Consider the following 17,281-nt stretch of genomic DNA (forward strand, 5'->3'; position numbering starts at 1 on the left):
TCCCGCCCGCGCCCGTCCATCGCAAACACGCACCCTGCTCGACTCAAGCACTCCGGCAGCAACGCCTTCACAAGCCCGTGCAAGCCCATTGCTTTAACAGTTACCACGCTTACAGCCCGGTAAAGAACATCAGGAAGGACAGAATCGGCTGCGCAACGTAGCGCAGCACGTAATCGAGGATGCCGAAATACAGCAGGCCGATCAGGATGAAAAAACCATAGGGCTCCAATCGTGACCAAGCCAATGCCTGGCGCAGCGGCAGCAAGCTCACCACGATGCGCCCACCATCGAGCGGTGGCACGGGCACCAGATTGATCAGCATGAGCCCCACATTGACCAACATGCCACGCTGAGCCAGATCAAACCAGAAAGAGTCCGGCGAGCCCTGCATGCGGACCAGAAAACCCACCAGCAAGGCCCAGACGATGGCCTGTACGAAATTGGAAGCCGGCCCCGCCGCTGCCACCCACAGCATATCCGCCTTGGGTTTGCGCAAACGCCCGAAATCAACCGGCACCGGCTTGGCCCAGCCAAATGGCGGAAAGCTCGCACCCGTGATGGCGTTCATCAGTACGATGCCACCCGGCACAAGCAAGGTTCCTACTGGATCAATATGCTTGAGGGGGTTCAGCGTGATCCGCCCCATCATGTGCGCAGTCGGATCACCGAACATCCGGGCAACATAACCGTGCGCAGCTTCGTGCAGGGTAATGGCGAGTACCACAGGGATCGCCCAGACAGCGACGTTATAAATGAAATCGTTCATGGCAAGCCTATTTTATAGACCCAGCGGCGCCAGCGCCCCTTTGCCTGTACGAAGCAACTCGGGCTCCTCGCCACTCAGGTCGACCACGGTGGTGGTTTCCAGTCCGCAGGGGCCCGCCTCGATCACCAGATCCAGCTGACGCTCCAGGCGCGAACGGATCTCGTCGGCATCCGTCGGCGGCAACTCCTCATCAGGCAGTAGCAGCGTGGAGGAAAGCAGCGGCTCGCCAAGTTCAGCGAGCAAGGCGCTGAGCACAAGGTGATCAGGCACACGCAGACCGATGGTCTTGCGCTTGGGATGCAGTACCCGCCGTGGCAGCTCCTTGGTGCCTTCGAGAATGAAGGTGTAGGCCCCCGGCGTGGTGGCCTTGAGCAGTCGGTACTGGGCGTTATCAACTCGTGCAAAAGTCGCGATTTCAGACAGGTCACGGCACATCAGGGTGAAGTGGTGGCGCTCATCCACCCCCCTGATGCGCCGGATACGATCCAGCACCGCCGCATCGCCGACGTGCCCCACCAGCGAATAAGCGCAATCGGTCGGCACCGCAATCAAACCGCCCTTGCGCAGGATTTCAGCCGCCTGACGGATCAGACGCGGCTGGGGATGTTCGGGGTGAATTTCAAAAAACTGGGCCATGGCTGAGCGATCGGCGCGGCGTAAAGGAAGGCGGCACCTTACACCAAACGCTCCCATACCGGCGTCAGATCCGGCGGTAGCGGTTCAGCACGGCCGATGTCGATCGCACTCTCACCGGGGCCATGAAAATCCGAGGCCCGCGAGGCGAGAAAGCCGAAACGCCGCGCCACGCGGGCGGCCGCCAGCGCTTCCGGCCCACACTGCACGCCGGACACAACCTCGATGGCCTCGCCTCCAAGGTCCTTGAAACGACTGTAGAGCTGCTCCATACCAGCCTTGCTGACCCGTGTACGCCCGGGATGAGCGATCACCGCAATGCCGCCGGCCGAATGAATCCAGCCCAGTGCGGCCTCGAGACTCGCCCACTCATGCTCAACAAAGCCAGGCTTGCCACGCACCAGATAGTGATCGAAGACCTTCGCCACATCGCGGGCAATGCCGATCTCGACCAGATAGCGTGCAAAGTGGGCACGCGAGATCAGCGCCGGGTTGCCCACATATTTCAGGGCTCCGTCATAGACGCCACGGATACCGATTTTCGCCAGCCCATCGCTCATCTGGCGAGCGCGAAAATCTCGCCCGCTGCGCGCCTGCTCCAGGCCCTCGACGAGTTCAGCAGAGGCCACATCCACACCCAAGCCGACGATATGCACCGACTGATCCAGCCAGGACACCGAAATCTCCACCCCGTTCACGAACCCCAGGCCCAGCGCTGCAGCTTCATCACGCGCCTCGGCGAGCCCACCCAGTTCATCGTGATCGGTGAGCGCCAGCAGGGTGACACCATTGGCATGAGCACGGCGCACCACCTCACGGGGTGCAAGCAAACCGTCGGAAACGGTGGAGTGGCAGTGCAGATCGGCATTGATGATGGTATTCATACGCCGAGTGTAGCAGCCGGAACTTGACCTGTTGGCACGCGGCCGGCACCCTGCCCCGCATGCTGACGCCTCCCTTTCCCTCGCTGGCTGCCTTTGGCCTGCTCTTCGCAGCCTTGCTGCTGGCGTTGCACCCAAGCAGCGGGCGGGCCAGTCAGTTTGCCGGGGCCTTCTCGCTACTCTGCGCCCTGATCGGAGACATTCTTTCAGCTCAGGCCCTGCCTGCCCTGCTCCCCGTCCTGCTGCTGATCTTGGCGCGCCCTCAGCTCCCTTCCCGCCTTCAACCCTGGTTACCGAGCCTGATCGCGATGTGGGCGCTTGCCACCAGCCTGCATCTGCTGCCAGGCTTTTCGTCTTTGATCTGGCAGGAGGACTTTGGCCGAGGTGGCAATGGCTTGCTGCGCTGGCATTACGACAAGGGACTGGCAGCCCTGATCCTGTTGTGGGCACTTCAACCCGTCCCGCCAGAACGCATCCAGCTTCGGCACTGGGCACTACTCTCCGGCTGTCTCGCTTTCCCGGCTCTAGCCTGGCTGCTTGGCCTGGCGCGACCAGATCCTCGCTGGCTGCCTGGCGCCAGCCTGTGGCTACTGGGCAATCTGTTCCTCACCGTCTTTGCCGAAGAAGCTTTCTTCCGCGGCTGGCTGCAAGGCAGCCTGCAAACCTTGCTTGCGCCCCAGCGCTACGCCTTTGCACTGGCGCTGGGTTGCAGCAGCCTGGTATTCGGGCTGGTCCATCTGCCCTGGGGGCTGCCCTTTGCGGCACTCAGCGCGCTGGCGGGTCTTTTTTATGGCTGGATGGCCGGCCCACAACGCAATCTGGCCTTGAGTAGCGCAGCCCACTTTCTGACCAATACCGGCATCCTGCTGCTGATGAAGAGCCCCTTGGGATAGGCGCTCCATACGGCTGCGCACAGCTTGAGTTGCCCCGGGCGAACAGGTACAGTCGCGACTCGTTCGGGAGAGAGTCCGCACGGACCGCCGAAGGCGCAACCCCCCGGGAACGCTCAGGCAAAAGGACCGAACGAAGATCAAAAATCTGGAGAGCGATGCCTCACAGGCATCCACCGAAGGGGCACGCGTCGTATCGATCGGGTGCTTCAGAAGGTGAGCAAGCAAGTCGGCAACAGTGCGGTCCGCGCAGGCAGTACGCAAGTACGGCGAGTGGGCGAGCGCAGTAGCCGGTTCGTTCAGCCGCCTGATGAAGTTCTCAGGCGCAATCTCTCAGGTACCAAGGACAGATGGGGGCTGAAGCACGTCGTGCACTCAGCCCTTTTCATTTGCCCGCAGTTCGGTACCGAGAAAAACATGGCCAAACAGACCCCGCTCTACCCCGTGCATGCAGCCTCCGGCGCCAAGATCGTCGATTTCGCCGGCTGGGACATGCCGATCCACTACGGCTCCCAACTCGAAGAACACAAGACCGTGCGCGCGGACGCCGGCATGTTCGACGTCTCCCACATGCTGCCGATCGATGTCTGCGGCGCGGGTGCGCAAGCCTTCCTCTCGATCCTGCTCGCCAACAATGTGGCCAAGCTCAGCGAAGAGGGGCGCGCGCTCTACTCGTGCATGCTGCAGGAGGATGGCGGCGTCATCGACGATCTGATCGTCTATTTCTTTGCTCAGGACGATTACCGCATCGTCGTGAATGCCGGCACGGCCGACAAGGACGTGGCCTGGATGCGCGAGCAGGCCAGCAAGCTGCACGGCGGCAACGTGACGATCAATCCGCGTCGTGATCTCGCCATCATCGCGGTACAAGGCCCGAACGCCCAGGCCAAGGTGTGGGCCGCCCTGCCCGGCACCGAAGCAGCGGCCAGCCATCTCAAGTATTTCCAGGCCGCGCGCATGGATGAGCTGATGGTCTGCTTCACCGGCTACACCGGCGAGGCGGGTTACGAACTGATCTTCCCGGCCGGGCGCGCCATCGAAGTCTGGAATGCCCTCGCCGCCCAGGGCGTGGCCCCGATTGGTCTGGGCGCACGCGATACGCTGCGGCTTGAAGCCGGCATGAATCTGTATGGTCAGGACATGGACGAGTCCGTCGGCCCGCTCGAATCGGGTCTGGCCTGGACAGTCGACTTTTCAGGCGAGCGCGCCTTCATCGGTCGCGCCGCACTCGAAGCCAAAGCGCCGGCCCGCCAACTCGTCGGCCTGTTGCTTGAAGATCGCGGTGTATTACGCAGCCACACGCCAGTCTTCACGGCGCACGGCGAGGGCGAGACCACCAGCGGCAGCTTTGCCCCAAGCATGAATGCGTCGATCGCCTTTGCCCGCGTACCGGCAGGTGTGGAGGTGGGCGACAAGGTCGAAGTCGAGATCCGCGGCAAGCGCCTTGCCGCCCGCGTCGTGAAGCTGCCCTTCGTGCGCCGCGGTAAGGTACTGGTCTGAAGCCTATTTCGAACACCCCTCATTTCAATTTCATCAAGGAGCAAGACATGAGCATCCCCAGCAACCTGCGCTACGCCGAATCCCATGAATGGATCCGCAAGGAACCGGACAACACCCTCACCATCGGCATCACCGATCACGCCCAAGGCGCGCTCGGCGACATCGTGTTTCTCGAACTGCCGGAAGCCGGCCGTGTCGTGAAAGCCGGCGAGGAAGTCGCCGTGGTTGAATCCGTCAAGGCCGCCTCCGACATCTACGCGCCGGTCGCCGGCGAGATCATCGAAGCCAATACCGCAGCGGTCGACGCCCCGGAATCGATCAACACCGATCCCTACGGCGCCTGGCTGTTCAAGATCAAACCGGCCAATCTGGACGACATCGATGCTCTGCTCGATGCCGCCGGCTACGCCAAAATCGTCGACGCCGCCTGATCTTTCCCAACCAGCAGGCCGTTCCTGGCGAGTCCTCTCCCCCTGAACGGCCTGACTTGCATACATGCAAAAGCCGCCTCGCGATCCGATCAAGGAAGTGCTCATGTACGCCATCGTGGCGGCAGGCATGTGCCTCGCCATGCTCGTACTCACGCGTGGGAAATGGCTTACCGCGCTGCTGATAGCCGTCTGGATCGGCTTCGTGTTGCTGCGCTTCAAGCGCAGCGCCAGTAACAAAAAGAACTGACCTCCCCGCCCCACCGGAAAGAAGCTCATGTCCCACCCCACATCCTCCCTCTCCGCCCTCGAAGCCCGCGACGCCTTCATCAGCCGCCACCTCGGCCCCAACCCCGCCGAGCAGGCCGAGATGCTGACCACCCTTGGTGCTGCCTCGCTGGATGAGCTGATCGCTCAGACCGTACCCGCCGGGATCCGCCTCACGGCGCCCCTGCCGATCGCCGGCCCGGCGCCGGAACAAGAGGCCCTGGCTGATCTGAAAGCCATTGCGGGCAAGAACGTGTTGAAAAAGTCACTGATCGGCATGGGCTACTACGGCACCCATACCCCGACCGTGATCCTGCGCAACGTGATGGAGAACCCGGGCTGGTACACGGCTTACACGCCCTATCAGGCCGAGATCGCCCAGGGCCGTCTCGAAGCACTGCTGAACTGGCAGCAGATGGTGATCGACCTGACCGGGCTGGATCTGGCCAACGCCTCGCTGCTGGACGAAGCCACCGCAGCCGCCGAAGCCATGACCATGGCACGCCGCGTGTCGAAGTCGAAATCGAATGTGTTCTTCATCGATGCAAATTGTTTTCCACAAACCATCGATGTGGTGAAGACCCGCGCCGAGTATTTCGGCTACGAACTCATCATCGCCCCGGCCACACAAGCGGCCGATCAGGATGCCTTCGGCGTGCTGCTGCAATACCCAAATGTAAATGGTGGCATTGCCGACTACAGCAGCTTGATTGCAGCGACCAAAGCACGCGGCGCCAGCGTGGCGGTGGCCACCGACTTGATGGCGCTGGTGCTGCTCAAGAGCCCGGGCGAAATGGGGGCCGACATGGCCTTCGGCTCGGCGCAACGCTTTGGCGTACCGATGGGCTTCGGTGGCCCACATGCTGCCTTCTTCGCCACACGCGAAGCCAATTCGCGGGCCATGGCCGGGCGCATCATTGGCGTATCGAAAGACGCACGCGGCAAAACGGCACTCCGCATGGCATTGCAGACCCGCGAGCAACATATCCGCCGCGAGAAGGCCAACTCCAACATCTGTACCTCGCAAGTACTGCTGGCCAACATGGCGGGTTTCTATGCGGTCTATCACGGTCCCGAAGGCCTGCGCACCATCGCTCGCCGCATCCACCGCCTGGCCAAGCTCTTCGCCGCGGGCCTGGCTGAAGCGGGCTTCACACTACGCACCGACAATTTCTTTGACAGCTTCGATATCGACACCGGCGTCGACACCGCCGCCATCCTGCGGGCTGCGCTGGAAGCGGGCTATAACCTGCGTCAGGTCTCGGACACGATACTGGGCGTGAGCTTCGATGAAACCCAAACCCGGGCAGATTTGCTCGCCCTGTTCAGCGCCTTCGGCGTGAGTGCCAATATCGACACGCTGGACGCAGCCATCGCTGGCGCCCGTCTGCCGGAAACCCTGTTGCGCAGCGACACGATTCTCAGCCACCCGGTGTTCAACACCCACCACACCGAGCACGAAATGCTGCGCTACCTGAAGCGCCTGCAGAACCGTGATCTGGCGCTCGACCACTCGATGATCAGCCTCGGCAGCTGCACCATGAAGCTCAATGCCACCAGTGAGATGATTCCGGTGACCTGGCCCGAATTCGGCAGCATGCACCCCTTCGTGCCGCAGGATCAGGCTGCGGGCTATCTGGAAATGATCGAAAGCCTCGCCGACTATCTGCGCGCAGTGACCGGCTTCCCAGCAATCTGCATGCAGCCCAACTCCGGCGCGCAGGGCGAATATGCGGGTCTCGTGGCAATCCGCCGCTACCACGCTGCACGTGGCGAAGCACATCGCAACATCTGCCTGATCCCGAAATCGGCCCACGGCACCAACCCGGCCACCGCGCAGATGTGCGGGCTGGAAGTCGTAGTTGTGGCGTGCGATGACAATGGCAACGTAGATGTGGCCGATCTGAAGGTGAAAATTGCCGAGTACGGCTCCAAGCTTGCTGCGCTGATGATCACCTATCCCTCTACCCACGGCGTGTTCGAAGAAGCCGTGAAGGAAATCTGTACGCTGGTACATGCAGCCGGTGGCCAGGTCTACATGGACGGCGCCAACATGAATGCACAGGTTGGCCTCACCTCGCCCGGCTTCATCGGCGCCGATGTCTGCCACCTCAATCTGCACAAGACCTTCTGCATCCCGCACGGCGGCGGCGGACCCGGCATGGGCCCTATCGGTCTGGCCGCGCATCTGGCGCCCTTCATGGCGGACCACGTGGTCGCGGCCACCGGAGCGGACGATCGCGCACACGCCGGGCAAGGCGCCGTGTCGGCCGCGCCCTTCGGCTCGGCCAGCATCCTGCCGATCTCGTGGATGTACATCCGCATGATGGGCGGCAGCGGCCTCAAACAGGCGACCGAAGTTGCGATCCTGAATGCCAACTACGTGGCGAATCAGCTCAAGAGCGACTACCCGGTGCTCTACATGGGCCGCCAGGGGCGTGTCGCCCATGAATGCATTCTGGATATCCGCCCGATCAAGGCGGCCACCGGCATCAGCGAAGTAGACATCGCCAAGCGCCTGATGGACTACGGCTTCCATGCCCCAACCATGAGCTTCCCGGTGGCCGGCACGATCATGGTGGAGCCGACCGAGTCGGAAGACCTCGGCGAACTGGATCGCTTCATCGCCGCGATGCGCGCGATCCGCAGCGAGATCCGCCGCATCGAAGCGGGCGAACTGCCGGCAGACGACAATCCGCTGAAGAACGCACCGCACACCCAGTTCGACGTGATCAGCAACGAGTGGGCGCGCCCCTACAGCCGCGACGAAGCCGTCTTCCCGCTGCCCTATGTGCGCGAGAACAAGTTCTGGCCGAGCGTGAATCGCATCGACGACGTGTATGGCGATCGCAACCTGTTCTGCGCTTGTGTGCCTACAGAAGACTACGCGAGCTGAGCTTCGCTCACCAAGACGCACAACACGGTGGGAGCAGCACTCACGTTGCTCCCACAGCCTCACCTTCCCAGCACATCCTCAGCCGCGCCCCATCCGCACGATGCGTCCTGCCGGCTGCGCCTCGGTGGGGGCCGGAATTTTCTCGCCGACATAGTGCGCACGCGGCCGGATCAGACTGCGCTGCGTCATCTGTTCCAGTGCATGTGCCAGCCAGCCGACCGTGCGGCCAAGTGCGAACAGCACGCTGGCGCTGTGCTGCGGCAAACCCAGGCTGCGGCGCAAAGCCACCAGCGCGAAATCGAGATTGGGGTACTCGCCGAACTGTTTTTCGATCTGCTCGCAGAGCCGCATCAGCATTGGTTCTACAGGCAGTGCCGCGAGGATGCTGCGTGCGCGCGGGTCGCCAGAGGGGTACAGGCGGTGGCCAAACCCCGGCAGGGACTTTCTCTGCGCCAGGGTTTGCCGCAGTTCGGCGGCACTAGCGACTGGGGCCAACTCGTCCAGCCAGTCCTCGACGCGTTCGCTAGCCATGCCGTGGCGCGGGCCGGACAAGGCGGCCAGCCCCCCGAGCAGCGCGGCATGCAGTTGTGCGCCGGTGGAGGCCACACAGCGCGCCGTAAAGCTCGACGCATTCAGTTCGTGGTCGGCGCAGAGCACCAGGGCCTGGCGGACAAGTTGTGCGCCGTCGGCGTCCAGCCCCCAAACCTGCGCGCACTGCTGGTGGATCGGCGCAGCCGACAAGGCGCGGCCAAGCAAGGCCGCGGCCATCGCCCGCAGCAGAAAAACACAGCGTGCCTGTTGATCCGCCGATTCCGCGTTCGCCAGCAAGCCCGGCGCTTGCAGGGCCAGCGCCGGGAAAACAGCCAGCGCGCGCTCCAGTGGCTGCAATGAAGCCAAAGCAGCGGGAAGCTCCGCCAACAAATTTTCTACCGGCGTGGCGAAGAGCGTGGCCTCAGCTTGCCAGAGCAGACAGGCCACGTCTTCGAGTGAAGCCTGCGCCGCAAGCTGGATGGCATTCTGGCCGCGATACCAGAGCTGGCCACCGGCAATCAGGGTGAGCGCGGAGGCCAGCACCGGCAGACCGAAATCCAGGGTCGCACCGGCCGCCGCGCGCGGCTTGCGAGTCTGCGCAGACTGACGCACCAAACGCTCGACCTCGGCGCGCCGATAGCGTTTGCCACGCCCCTCCGGCGCCGGCTGGGCGCGCAGCAAGCCGCGACTGACATAGCTGTAGAGGGTCTGGCGTGAGACGCCGAGCAAAGCAGCGGCAGTCACCGAATCGATAAGGCGGGTCATGCTGAATCATGGCATGCAGGCCGTATGGCGCACAGCTTGATTGAGCCAATCAAGATTGACGCTGCGTTGCCCCGCCCCTTGAAATGTGTACTCCTTCCCCCTCAGGAGTAACTCCATGAACAGCGTGAACTTCGGTCTGACTGCACAGGATTACCGGCGCCATCGGGCCGGCTTTCCCGATTCGCTCTTCACCCGCCTGGCCGTGTACAGCATCGGCTTGGCCGGGCAGCGCGTGCTGGATATCGGCACGGGCACCGGCAGCCTGGGGCGTGGTTTCGCCAAACGTGGCTGCGTGGTGACAGGACTCGATCCGTCTGCCGAGCTTATCGCCCAGGCACGCGAACTGGATGCCGAGGCCGGCATCACAAGCGATTACGTGCTCTCGCGCATTGAGGACAACACCCTGCCCGCCGCCAGCTTCGATATCGTCAGCGCCGGACAGTGCTGGCACTGGTTCGACCGCCCGCGTGCTGCCGCGATGTGCGCGCACCTGCTGCGTCCTGGCGGTATGATGCTGTGCACGCATTTCGACTGGCTGCCCTGGCCCGGCACGGTGGTTGAGGCCACCGAAAAGCTGATCCTTGAACACAACCCGGACTGGCGCGGCCACAGCGGCCACGGCATTCATTACAAGGAATTCGCCGACCTCACGGGCGCCGGCTTTCACGCCCTGCAATCCTTTACCTACGATGAGGACATCCTCTACTCGCAGGCTGGCTGGCGCGGGCGCATCCGGGCCAGCGCTGGCGTGGCAGCCAGTCTGTCGCCCGAGGCCGTGCAGCACTTCGATACGGCGCACGCAGCCATGCTGACGACGCGCTTTCCGGCAGAGCCGCTACGCATCCCGCATCGGGTATTTGCCCTGATCGGCAGGAAGCCCCTTTCGAGCTGACTTCGGGGTGAATGTCCGCTACAGGTGATTGAGGTACAAAGTTCTCGCCAGCCCGAAACAATCAGATCGGCACAATCTTCACGATGGCCAGCGAGATGTTGTCCCCCACGCCCTCACCGCGACTGCGTGCGGCATTGATCAACACGCGTGCTGCCGAACGGGCATCCAGCTCGTTGAGCGTCTTGCCCAGTTCGTCATCACCGATCAGCCCCCACAAGCCATCGGAGCACAGCAGGAAGCAGTCGCCAGGCTCCAGAACAGGTGCGCCGCCATAGTCAATACGCGGCTCTTTCTCCGCCCCCAGGCAAGAAAGCAGCAGGTTGCGCTGCGGATGATGCAACGCCATCTCTTCCGTGATGCGATTGGTCCGAATCAACTCACCTACCAGCGAGTGATCAGGCGTATGCACCACCAGCTTGCCACGCCGGAAGTGATACAGACGCGAATCACCACAGTGCGCCCAGTCTGCATGACCGGGACGCAACACCATCACAACCGCCGTACTGTGCGGATCTGCCTCACTCGTGAAACGCGTGAGCTTGATCACCACATGCGCCTCTTCAATCACGCTGCGCAGGAATTCGGCGGTGCTTTCACTGCCTGGCTGATAGCTGGAGAAGTTCTGCTTGGCCTTGAGGATCACCTGCTGAGCAGCGATCGCGCCCCCCGTATGCCCCCCCATGCCATCGGCCAGCACAGCCAGCAGGCAATCCGAACGCGTTGGGTGCGGCAGGATTGCCACGCGGTCCTGCTGGTCGGTTCGGTCGCCAATATGCATGGCGGCGCAGGTATCTATGGCGAAAGGCATGCGTTCAGTCAGTCTGTTAGATTTTGTAGCGTGCCTGATTCTAATGAAAGCCCTGCAACAATGCGCCGCCTGCTTGGCATTGCGCAGGAAATAATTCACTCCAGACCGTGATAGAGATCCAGAACTTCATCGCAAAACAACTGCAGATCATCGGAATGCAGGCCTAGATCGTCAAGCACCAGACTGTGGCATTCCACCCACTCGGGATTGCTCAATCCTTGCCCTGCCAGATAAAGCTGAATGGCCAGTTGCAACACGGCGGCCATCGAGCGTGAGGCACTGGCATTCAAGCGCTGCAAATCGTGATGATTGCGAATAGCCTGGGCAACAAAATCCGGCAGGCGCCAGTGGCGCGCCAGGAGATAACCGATCGAGCAGTGATCAACCTGGAAGTGGCGGTCCTCTTCGCGCACATCGGCCCATTTCTGCGCCCGGCCGTCCACGCCCGTAGCATTGCAATAGCCAGGAAAGCGCTGCATCAAGACCGGCACGCCGCAATCATGAAAGATGCCGGCCATATAGGCCTGCTCCGGGAAAATATTGCACACCGCGACCCGTTCATGGGCAATTACGGAGGCAAGCTGGGCGATCTCACCAGAGCGCACCCAGAACTGATTCATGACGTTCACATTGCCCGGCAATGCGGTAGTCAGGCCGTAACACTGCACCAACTGGGCTGCCTGGCGGATCCCCACCAGCGCCAGAATCTGCTCGACCGATTGAGGCGCCCGCCGCCGCGCAAATGCCGCCGAGCGAGTGATCTTGTAGAGCATGGCGGTCAGGCCGGCATCGGCTGAGATCGTCTCGGCCATTTCGCGCAAATCAAGCTGGTTGGCCTGCAGCATTGCAAGCACTTCTTGCACGATTTTCGGCTGGGGTGGAATGCGGATGCCGGACGAGACCAGCCTCGCCACTTCTTCATCGACTTCAGCCAGCGTCTGGAGGTTTTCCGGGCTCATCCCGGGATTAACGGCAGCGGGAAGCGAAGCTGAAGGCGGCTGCCGTTCAGATCGCGGCCATCATCAAACGCATGCAGATGAACAGGCCGGCCATCCAGCAGAGGGAGCGCGCCACAGCCAGATCCAGCAGATAGCACACCGAATAGGCACAGCGGGCAAACACAAAAGCACTGGCCCATAGACCAACCATGTGTGCATCCAGCCCCGCCTGCAAGGCCATCAGAACTGCCGCAGCAAATACAGGAAAAGCTTCCCAACTGTTCTGCTGCGCCCAGTTGGCGCGCTGCGGCCACCCCGATAGCTGCGAAAGCGAAGCACGTGGCGCAGCATTATCGTAGGACACGCCAAGCTTCCGGCCGCCCGCCTTGGCTGCGCCGGCCAGCAGGATAGGCAGCAAGGCCGCTATCAGGATGCACAGATAGGCCACATTCATCACGCTTCCTCACTCTTTTCTGAAAGACACGCTGACACGGGCAGAGACTGAGCCTCACCGGCGCCCGGCCAGAGCTGTTCAAGCACTGACGAAACTTGCCCGGCCACACCACTGCACCAGAAACGCGCGTGCCCTGCAATTTGCGTGTCAACCAGCAAACTCTCTGCAACGAGTTTGCGCTGTAGCTGACGGGCCACCGCCGCGCCGGTGTCGATCACCCGTACATCAGCCCCCACCAGAGCTTCAACTTGCTCACGCAGGAACACATAATGAGTACAACCCAGCACGATCACGTCTGCTCCCCCTGCCAGCAAAGGTTCCAGATGCGATGCCAGCAGCCGGAGCAAAGCAGAAGAGCTCTGTTCACCACGCTCCACAGCTTCAACCAGGCCCGTACCGGAACGCGTTAATACACGCACGTCCTTCCCGAACTGATCAAGCAGCGCCGCAAAGCGCGCACTCTCCAGCGTTCCGGTGGTGGCGAGCACGCCGACCACACCATTTTTGGTCGCGGCGGTGGCAGGCTTCACGGCCGGCTCCATGCCGATCACCGGCACCTCCGGCCAGCGCTCGCGGATCGCCTGCGCGGCTGCGGCGGTGGCGGTATTGCACGCGATCACCAGCGCCTTGGCGCCCTGCTCCAACAAAAAGCCGCACAACTCCAGGGAGCGTGCGGCTATCAGGTGTTGCGGTTTTTCGCCATACGGCGCATGGCCGGAATCGGCACAGTAGAGCAGATCCTCGTTCGGCAGCAGCGCACGGATTTCGCGCAGGACGGACAGGCCGCCTAGGCCGGAATCAAATACACCGATGGGACGAGGATCGCTCATCGCACCCGCTTAGATGCTCTTGGCAAGCTTGGCTGCGTCACCGATATAGCTGGCCGGGGTCATCGCCAGCAGGCGGGCCTTGTCGGCAGCCGGGATATCCAGCGTGGCGACGAATTCCTGCAGGGCTTCCTTGCTGATGCCGGCGCCGCGGGTCATCTTCTTGAGCTGATCGTAGGGATTGTCGAAGCCGTAGCGACGCATCACGGTCTGGATCGGCTCGGCCAGCACTTCCCAGGCGTTGTCGATATCAGCGGCGAGTGCGGCCGGGTTGGCTTCCAGCTTGTTCAGGCCACGCAAGCAGGAATCCAGACCCAGCAGGCTGTGACCAATCGCCACGCCCATGTTGCGCAGCACGGTGGAGTCGGTCAGGTCGCGCTGCATGCGCGAGATCGGCAGCTTTTCGGAAAAATGCTTCAGCACGGCGTTCGACACGCCGAAGTTGCCTTCGGCATTCTCGAAGTCGATCGGGTTGACCTTGTGCGGCATGGTCGAGGAGCCGACTTCGCCATCCTTCAGCTTCTGCTTGAAGAAACCCAGCGAGATGTACATCCAGATGTCACGGCAGGCGTCGATCAGCATGGTGTTGGCGCGGGCGATCGCGTCGAACAGCTCAGCCATCGAGTCATGCGGCTCGATCTGGATGGTGTAGGGGTTGAACACCAGACCCAGCGACTCGATGAACTTCTGGTTTTGCTCGGCCCAGTCGATTTCCGGATAGGCCGAGAGGTGGGCGTTATAGTTACCGACCGCGCCATTGAACTTGGCGGTCATCTCCACTGCAGCGATGCTCTTGCGGGCGCGCTTCAGGCGATAGGCAATGTTCGCCATTTCCTTGCCCAACGTGGTCGGGCTGGCGGGCTGACCGTGGGTACGCGAGAGCATCGGCAGATCGGCGAGCAGATGGGCAAGTTCAACAAAGCGGGCGACCACCCTGTCGAATTGCGGCAGGAAGGCTGCGTCGCGCGACTCCTTGAGCATCAGTGCGTGCGAGGTGTTATTGATGTCTTCCGAGGTACAGGCGAAGTGGATGAACTCGGCGGCCTTGCTGACTTCGGCGTTGTTCGCAAAGCGGTCACGCAGCCAGTATTCCATGGCCTTCACGTCGTGATTGGTGCGGGCTTCGATGGTCTTGATCGCATCGCCATCGGCTTCCGAGAAACCGGCAGCAACCGCATCCAGCTCGGCCAGCGTGGCGGCGGAGAAAGCCGGCACTTCCGGCACGCGGGCATCCGCTGCCAGCGCCTTGAGCCATTCAATCTCAACGCGCACCCGGTTGCGGATCAGGCCGTATTCCGAAAAATGCGGGCGCAGCGGATCGAGCTTGGCGGAATAGCGGCCATCAAGCGGAGACAGGGCGAGCAGGGTATTGAGCTGGGAAGACATGGAAAATCCGGTTTCATGAGAATGGGGCGTGAGGCGCGGATTATAGCTGCGCCAAACCAGATCCCGACATTTCCCCGCACCGCACAAGCGGCCCGAGCAAACAAGATTCAGGACAGCCTGAGCGTAGACCGGTACAATCGCGCGGTTTTGAACCCCGGCGGGCTTTTCCTGTCGACAGCAAGACCCTACAGAGAAAAGCGCTCTAGCAAGCGCGCCCGCAGTACTGCGGTTCCATCAGGAAACAGCAATGAAGAAACTTGACGACTTCCGCCTCACCTTCGGCAATCGCGAACTGGTGCCGATAATGATCGGTGGCATGGGCGTGGATATTTCGACCTCCGCCCTGGCGCTCGAAGCGGCTCGTCTGGGTGGCATTGGCCATATCTCGGACGCAATGATCAAGGTAGTGTCCGACAGCAAATTCAACACCACCTTTGTTAAGGAAAAGCTTCAGCGCTACAAGTTCAACGTCGCGAACATGGACAAATCTGTTGTCCAGTTCCGCCTCGGTGAGCTGGCTGAAGCCACCAAGCTGCATGTGGGCAAGACCATGGAAGCGGTGCGTGGCGCCGGCATGGTCTTCATCAACTGCATGGAAAAACTGACCATGAACGCGCCAAAGGAGACGCTGACCGTGCGTCTGCGTTCGGCGCTGGATGCCGGAATCGACGGCATCACGCTCGCTGCGGGCCTGCATCTGAACAGCTTCTCGCTGATCGAGGATCACCCGCGCTTCCGCGACGCCAAGCTGGGCATCATCGTGTCCTCGGCCCGCGCGCTGCAGCTCTTCATCCGCAAAAACATGCGTACCAACCGACTGCCGGACTATGTCGTGGTTGAAGGTCCGCTGGCTGGCGGCCACCTCGGCTTCGGCATGGACTGGGCCAAGTACGAGCTCTCCAGCATCGTGGCCGAAGTCATGGCCTGGCTGAAGAATGAAAAGCTCGATATTCCGGTGATTCCGGCGGGTGGAATCTTTACAGGCTCGGATGCAGTGCGCTACATGGAAATGGGAGCCGCCGGTGTTCAGGTCGCCACTCGTTTTACGGTCACGCATGAATGTGGCCTGCCAGAGAAAGTCCAGCAGGAATACTTCAAGGCCAGCGAAGAAGACATTGAGGTTAACGAGCAATCGCCCACCGGTTACCCGATGCGCATGCTCAAGAGCAGCCCGGCTATTGGCGCGGGCATCCGTCCGAACTGTGAAGCCTATGGCTACCTGCTCGACGCCAAGGGCTGCTGCGCCTATATCGATGCCTATAACCGGACAGTCGAAGCCAACCCAGGCGTGAAGAAACTGTCAGTGAAAGACAAAACCTGTCTGTGCACCCATATGCGCAACTTTGACTGCTGGACCTGCGGCCACTACACCTACCGCCTCAAGGACACCACCACCAAGAACGAAGACGGCTCCTACCGTCAGCTCTCCGCCGAGCATGTGTTCAAGGATTATCAGTTCAGCACAGACAACCGCATCGCTCTGCCCGCCTGACCTGCAATTTCATTACAAAAAAGCCGCCCGGCGAAAGCCCGGCGGCTTTTTTGTCTGCATATCCGGCCTTATCCTTGCCCCCTCCCCTCTTACAGCAGGAAATGACATGTTTCAGGATCTCACAGGCAAACGCGTTCTCATTACCGGCTCCAGCATGGGCATCGGCCTCGGAGCGGCACAGGCCTTCGCACGTTGCGGCGCCAGAGTCGGCATCAATGCTCGTCACTCCCCTTCAGGACTGAACGCCTTGCTCGACGAAATGCGCAAGCATGGCGGCGAAGCAGAGTTTTTCGCAGCAGACTTATCGGACAGTGCCGCTTGCACCCGACTGGTCAATGATTTCGTCAGCCGCTTTGGCGGCATCGACGTGTTGATCAACAACGCCGGCGGCTTGGTCGGACGCAAACAACTCCAGGAAATCGACGACGACTTCTACAAGGCGGTCGGAGACCTCAACATGCGCTCGGCACTGATGTGCACCCAGGCTGCTCTGCCTCATCTGAAAGCCTCTGCCGCCGCACGGAAAGAAACAGCCGCAGTCATCAGCGTCGGCTCGATTGCAGGCCACACCGGCGGAGGGCCAGGCGCATCGCTCTACGGTGCGGCCAAGGCCTGGCTGCACAACATCCACAAGAACTGGGTCGATTACCACACTGCAGACGGCATCCGCTTCAACATCATTTCACCGGGCGTGTTCGACACGGCTTTCCATGCCGACAAGAGTGAGGAGGTGCGCCAACGCATCAGCGCCGGCATCCCACTGGGACGCTTCGGTCAGCCGGAAGACATCGCCCCGGCCTTCCTGTTCTTCGCCTCTCACGCCTGTTCAGGCTACATCACTGGGCAGATCCTCGACGTAAATGGCGGGCAATTCATGCCCTGAGCCTTGGCCGACCCAACAAACCCGCAGAGCGCAAACGCGCCCCT

The 17,281-nt window shown here is 61.8% G+C and carries 17 protein-coding genes and 2 riboswitches; of the genes, 8 read left to right on the forward strand and 9 right to left on the reverse strand.

Translation table 11 applies throughout. The features are described from left to right. Positions 1-109: 109 nt before the first annotated feature. The 3 genes from HJ583_RS09460 to HJ583_RS09470 are packed head-to-tail and all read right to left on the reverse strand — an operon-like array spanning position 110 to position 2,283. Positions 110-766, reverse strand: coding sequence for a site-2 protease family protein (locus tag HJ583_RS09460; protein WP_143707417.1), 657 nt, complete (start codon positions 764-766; stop codon positions 110-112). A gap of 12 nt (positions 767-778) precedes the next feature. Then, positions 779-1,402 carry an L-threonylcarbamoyladenylate synthase gene (locus tag HJ583_RS09465; RefSeq protein ID WP_170021685.1) on the reverse strand — a complete coding sequence of 208 codons (624 nt, stop codon included), beginning with the start codon at positions 1,400-1,402 and terminating at the stop codon, positions 779-781. A 38-nt stretch (positions 1,403-1,440) separates the two neighbouring features. After that, entirely contained in the window at positions 1,441-2,283 is an 843-nt protein-coding gene (locus HJ583_RS09470; protein WP_170021686.1) for a 3',5'-nucleoside bisphosphate phosphatase, read from the reverse strand. A gap of 23 nt (positions 2,284-2,306) precedes the next feature. Between HJ583_RS09470 and HJ583_RS09475 the strand changes: the two genes are divergently transcribed. From HJ583_RS09475 to gcvP, 5 genes are all read left to right on the forward strand, one after another. Continuing rightward, positions 2,307-3,173, forward strand: a complete 867-nt coding sequence (locus HJ583_RS09475; RefSeq protein ID WP_170021687.1) for a CPBP family intramembrane glutamic endopeptidase — start codon at positions 2,307-2,309, stop codon at positions 3,171-3,173. Between the two features lie 54 nt (positions 3,174-3,227). Beyond that, a riboswitch (glycine riboswitch) is annotated at positions 3,228-3,312 on the forward strand. Beyond that, positions 3,313-3,530: riboswitch (glycine riboswitch) on the forward strand. It abuts the riboswitch before it with no gap. Positions 3,531-3,587: 57 nt separating this feature from the next. Beyond that, the gene (gcvT, locus tag HJ583_RS09480; protein WP_170021688.1) at positions 3,588-4,670 is read left to right on the forward strand and encodes a glycine cleavage system aminomethyltransferase GcvT; all 1,083 of its coding nucleotides are present in this window, start codon (positions 3,588-3,590) and stop codon (positions 4,668-4,670) included. Between the two features lie 47 nt (positions 4,671-4,717). Then, complete coding sequence (gene gcvH / locus HJ583_RS09485) at positions 4,718-5,101, forward strand: glycine cleavage system protein GcvH (protein ID WP_170021689.1); 384 nt, start codon at positions 4,718-4,720, stop codon at positions 5,099-5,101. 64 nt (positions 5,102-5,165) lie between these two features. Continuing rightward, positions 5,166-5,348, forward strand: coding sequence for a hypothetical protein (locus HJ583_RS09490; RefSeq protein WP_101942592.1), 183 nt, complete (start codon positions 5,166-5,168; stop codon positions 5,346-5,348). Positions 5,349-5,375: 27 nt separating this feature from the next. Then, positions 5,376-8,261, forward strand: a complete 2,886-nt coding sequence (gcvP, locus tag HJ583_RS09495) for an aminomethyl-transferring glycine dehydrogenase (RefSeq protein WP_170021690.1) — start codon at positions 5,376-5,378, stop codon at positions 8,259-8,261. A gap of 78 nt (positions 8,262-8,339) precedes the next feature. Here the strand turns inward: gcvP and HJ583_RS09500 are convergent, their stop codons facing one another. After that, positions 8,340-9,557 carry a citrate synthase family protein gene (locus tag HJ583_RS09500; protein ID WP_170021691.1) on the reverse strand — a complete coding sequence of 406 codons (1,218 nt, stop codon included), beginning with the start codon at positions 9,555-9,557 and terminating at the stop codon, positions 8,340-8,342. A 115-nt stretch (positions 9,558-9,672) separates the two neighbouring features. Here HJ583_RS09500 and HJ583_RS09505 point away from each other — a divergent pair, with 115 nt between their 5' ends. Next, positions 9,673-10,449, forward strand: a complete 777-nt coding sequence (locus HJ583_RS09505) for a class I SAM-dependent methyltransferase (protein ID WP_170021692.1) — start codon at positions 9,673-9,675, stop codon at positions 10,447-10,449. A gap of 61 nt (positions 10,450-10,510) precedes the next feature. Here HJ583_RS09505 and HJ583_RS09510 read toward each other — a convergent pair whose 3' ends face one another. From HJ583_RS09510 to purB, 5 genes are all read right to left on the reverse strand, one after another. Continuing rightward, a complete protein-coding gene (locus HJ583_RS09510) occupies positions 10,511-11,257 on the reverse strand; it encodes a PP2C family protein-serine/threonine phosphatase (protein WP_170021693.1) in 747 nt (248 codons plus the stop codon). A gap of 95 nt (positions 11,258-11,352) precedes the next feature. Continuing rightward, positions 11,353-12,216, reverse strand: coding sequence for an HDOD domain-containing protein (locus HJ583_RS09515; protein ID WP_170021694.1), 864 nt, complete (start codon positions 12,214-12,216; stop codon positions 11,353-11,355). A gap of 46 nt (positions 12,217-12,262) precedes the next feature. Continuing rightward, positions 12,263-12,649, reverse strand: coding sequence for an MAPEG family protein (locus tag HJ583_RS09520; RefSeq protein WP_170021695.1), 387 nt, complete (start codon positions 12,647-12,649; stop codon positions 12,263-12,265). Further along, positions 12,649-13,479, reverse strand: a complete 831-nt coding sequence (murI, locus tag HJ583_RS09525) for a glutamate racemase (RefSeq protein WP_170021696.1) — start codon at positions 13,477-13,479, stop codon at positions 12,649-12,651. Before murI ends, HJ583_RS09520 begins: the two co-directional genes overlap by 1 nt. Positions 13,480-13,488: 9 nt before the next feature. Next, the gene (gene purB, locus HJ583_RS09530; RefSeq protein WP_170021697.1) at positions 13,489-14,862 is read right to left on the reverse strand and encodes an adenylosuccinate lyase; all 1,374 of its coding nucleotides are present in this window, start codon (positions 14,860-14,862) and stop codon (positions 13,489-13,491) included. A gap of 247 nt (positions 14,863-15,109) precedes the next feature. Between purB and HJ583_RS09535 the strand changes: the two genes are divergently transcribed. Both HJ583_RS09535 and HJ583_RS09540 read left to right on the forward strand, forming a co-directional pair. Next, positions 15,110-16,354: a nitronate monooxygenase gene (locus tag HJ583_RS09535; protein ID WP_170021698.1), complete on the forward strand. Its 1,245-nt coding sequence runs from the start codon at positions 15,110-15,112 to the stop codon at positions 16,352-16,354. A 106-nt stretch (positions 16,355-16,460) separates the two neighbouring features. Further along, positions 16,461-17,237: an SDR family NAD(P)-dependent oxidoreductase gene (locus tag HJ583_RS09540; protein WP_170021699.1), complete on the forward strand. Its 777-nt coding sequence runs from the start codon at positions 16,461-16,463 to the stop codon at positions 17,235-17,237. Positions 17,238-17,281 lie beyond the last annotated feature (44 nt).

The organism is Uliginosibacterium aquaticum (assembly GCF_012972705.2).
GTDB classification, from domain to species: domain Bacteria; phylum Pseudomonadota; class Gammaproteobacteria; order Burkholderiales; family Rhodocyclaceae; genus Uliginosibacterium; species Uliginosibacterium aquaticum.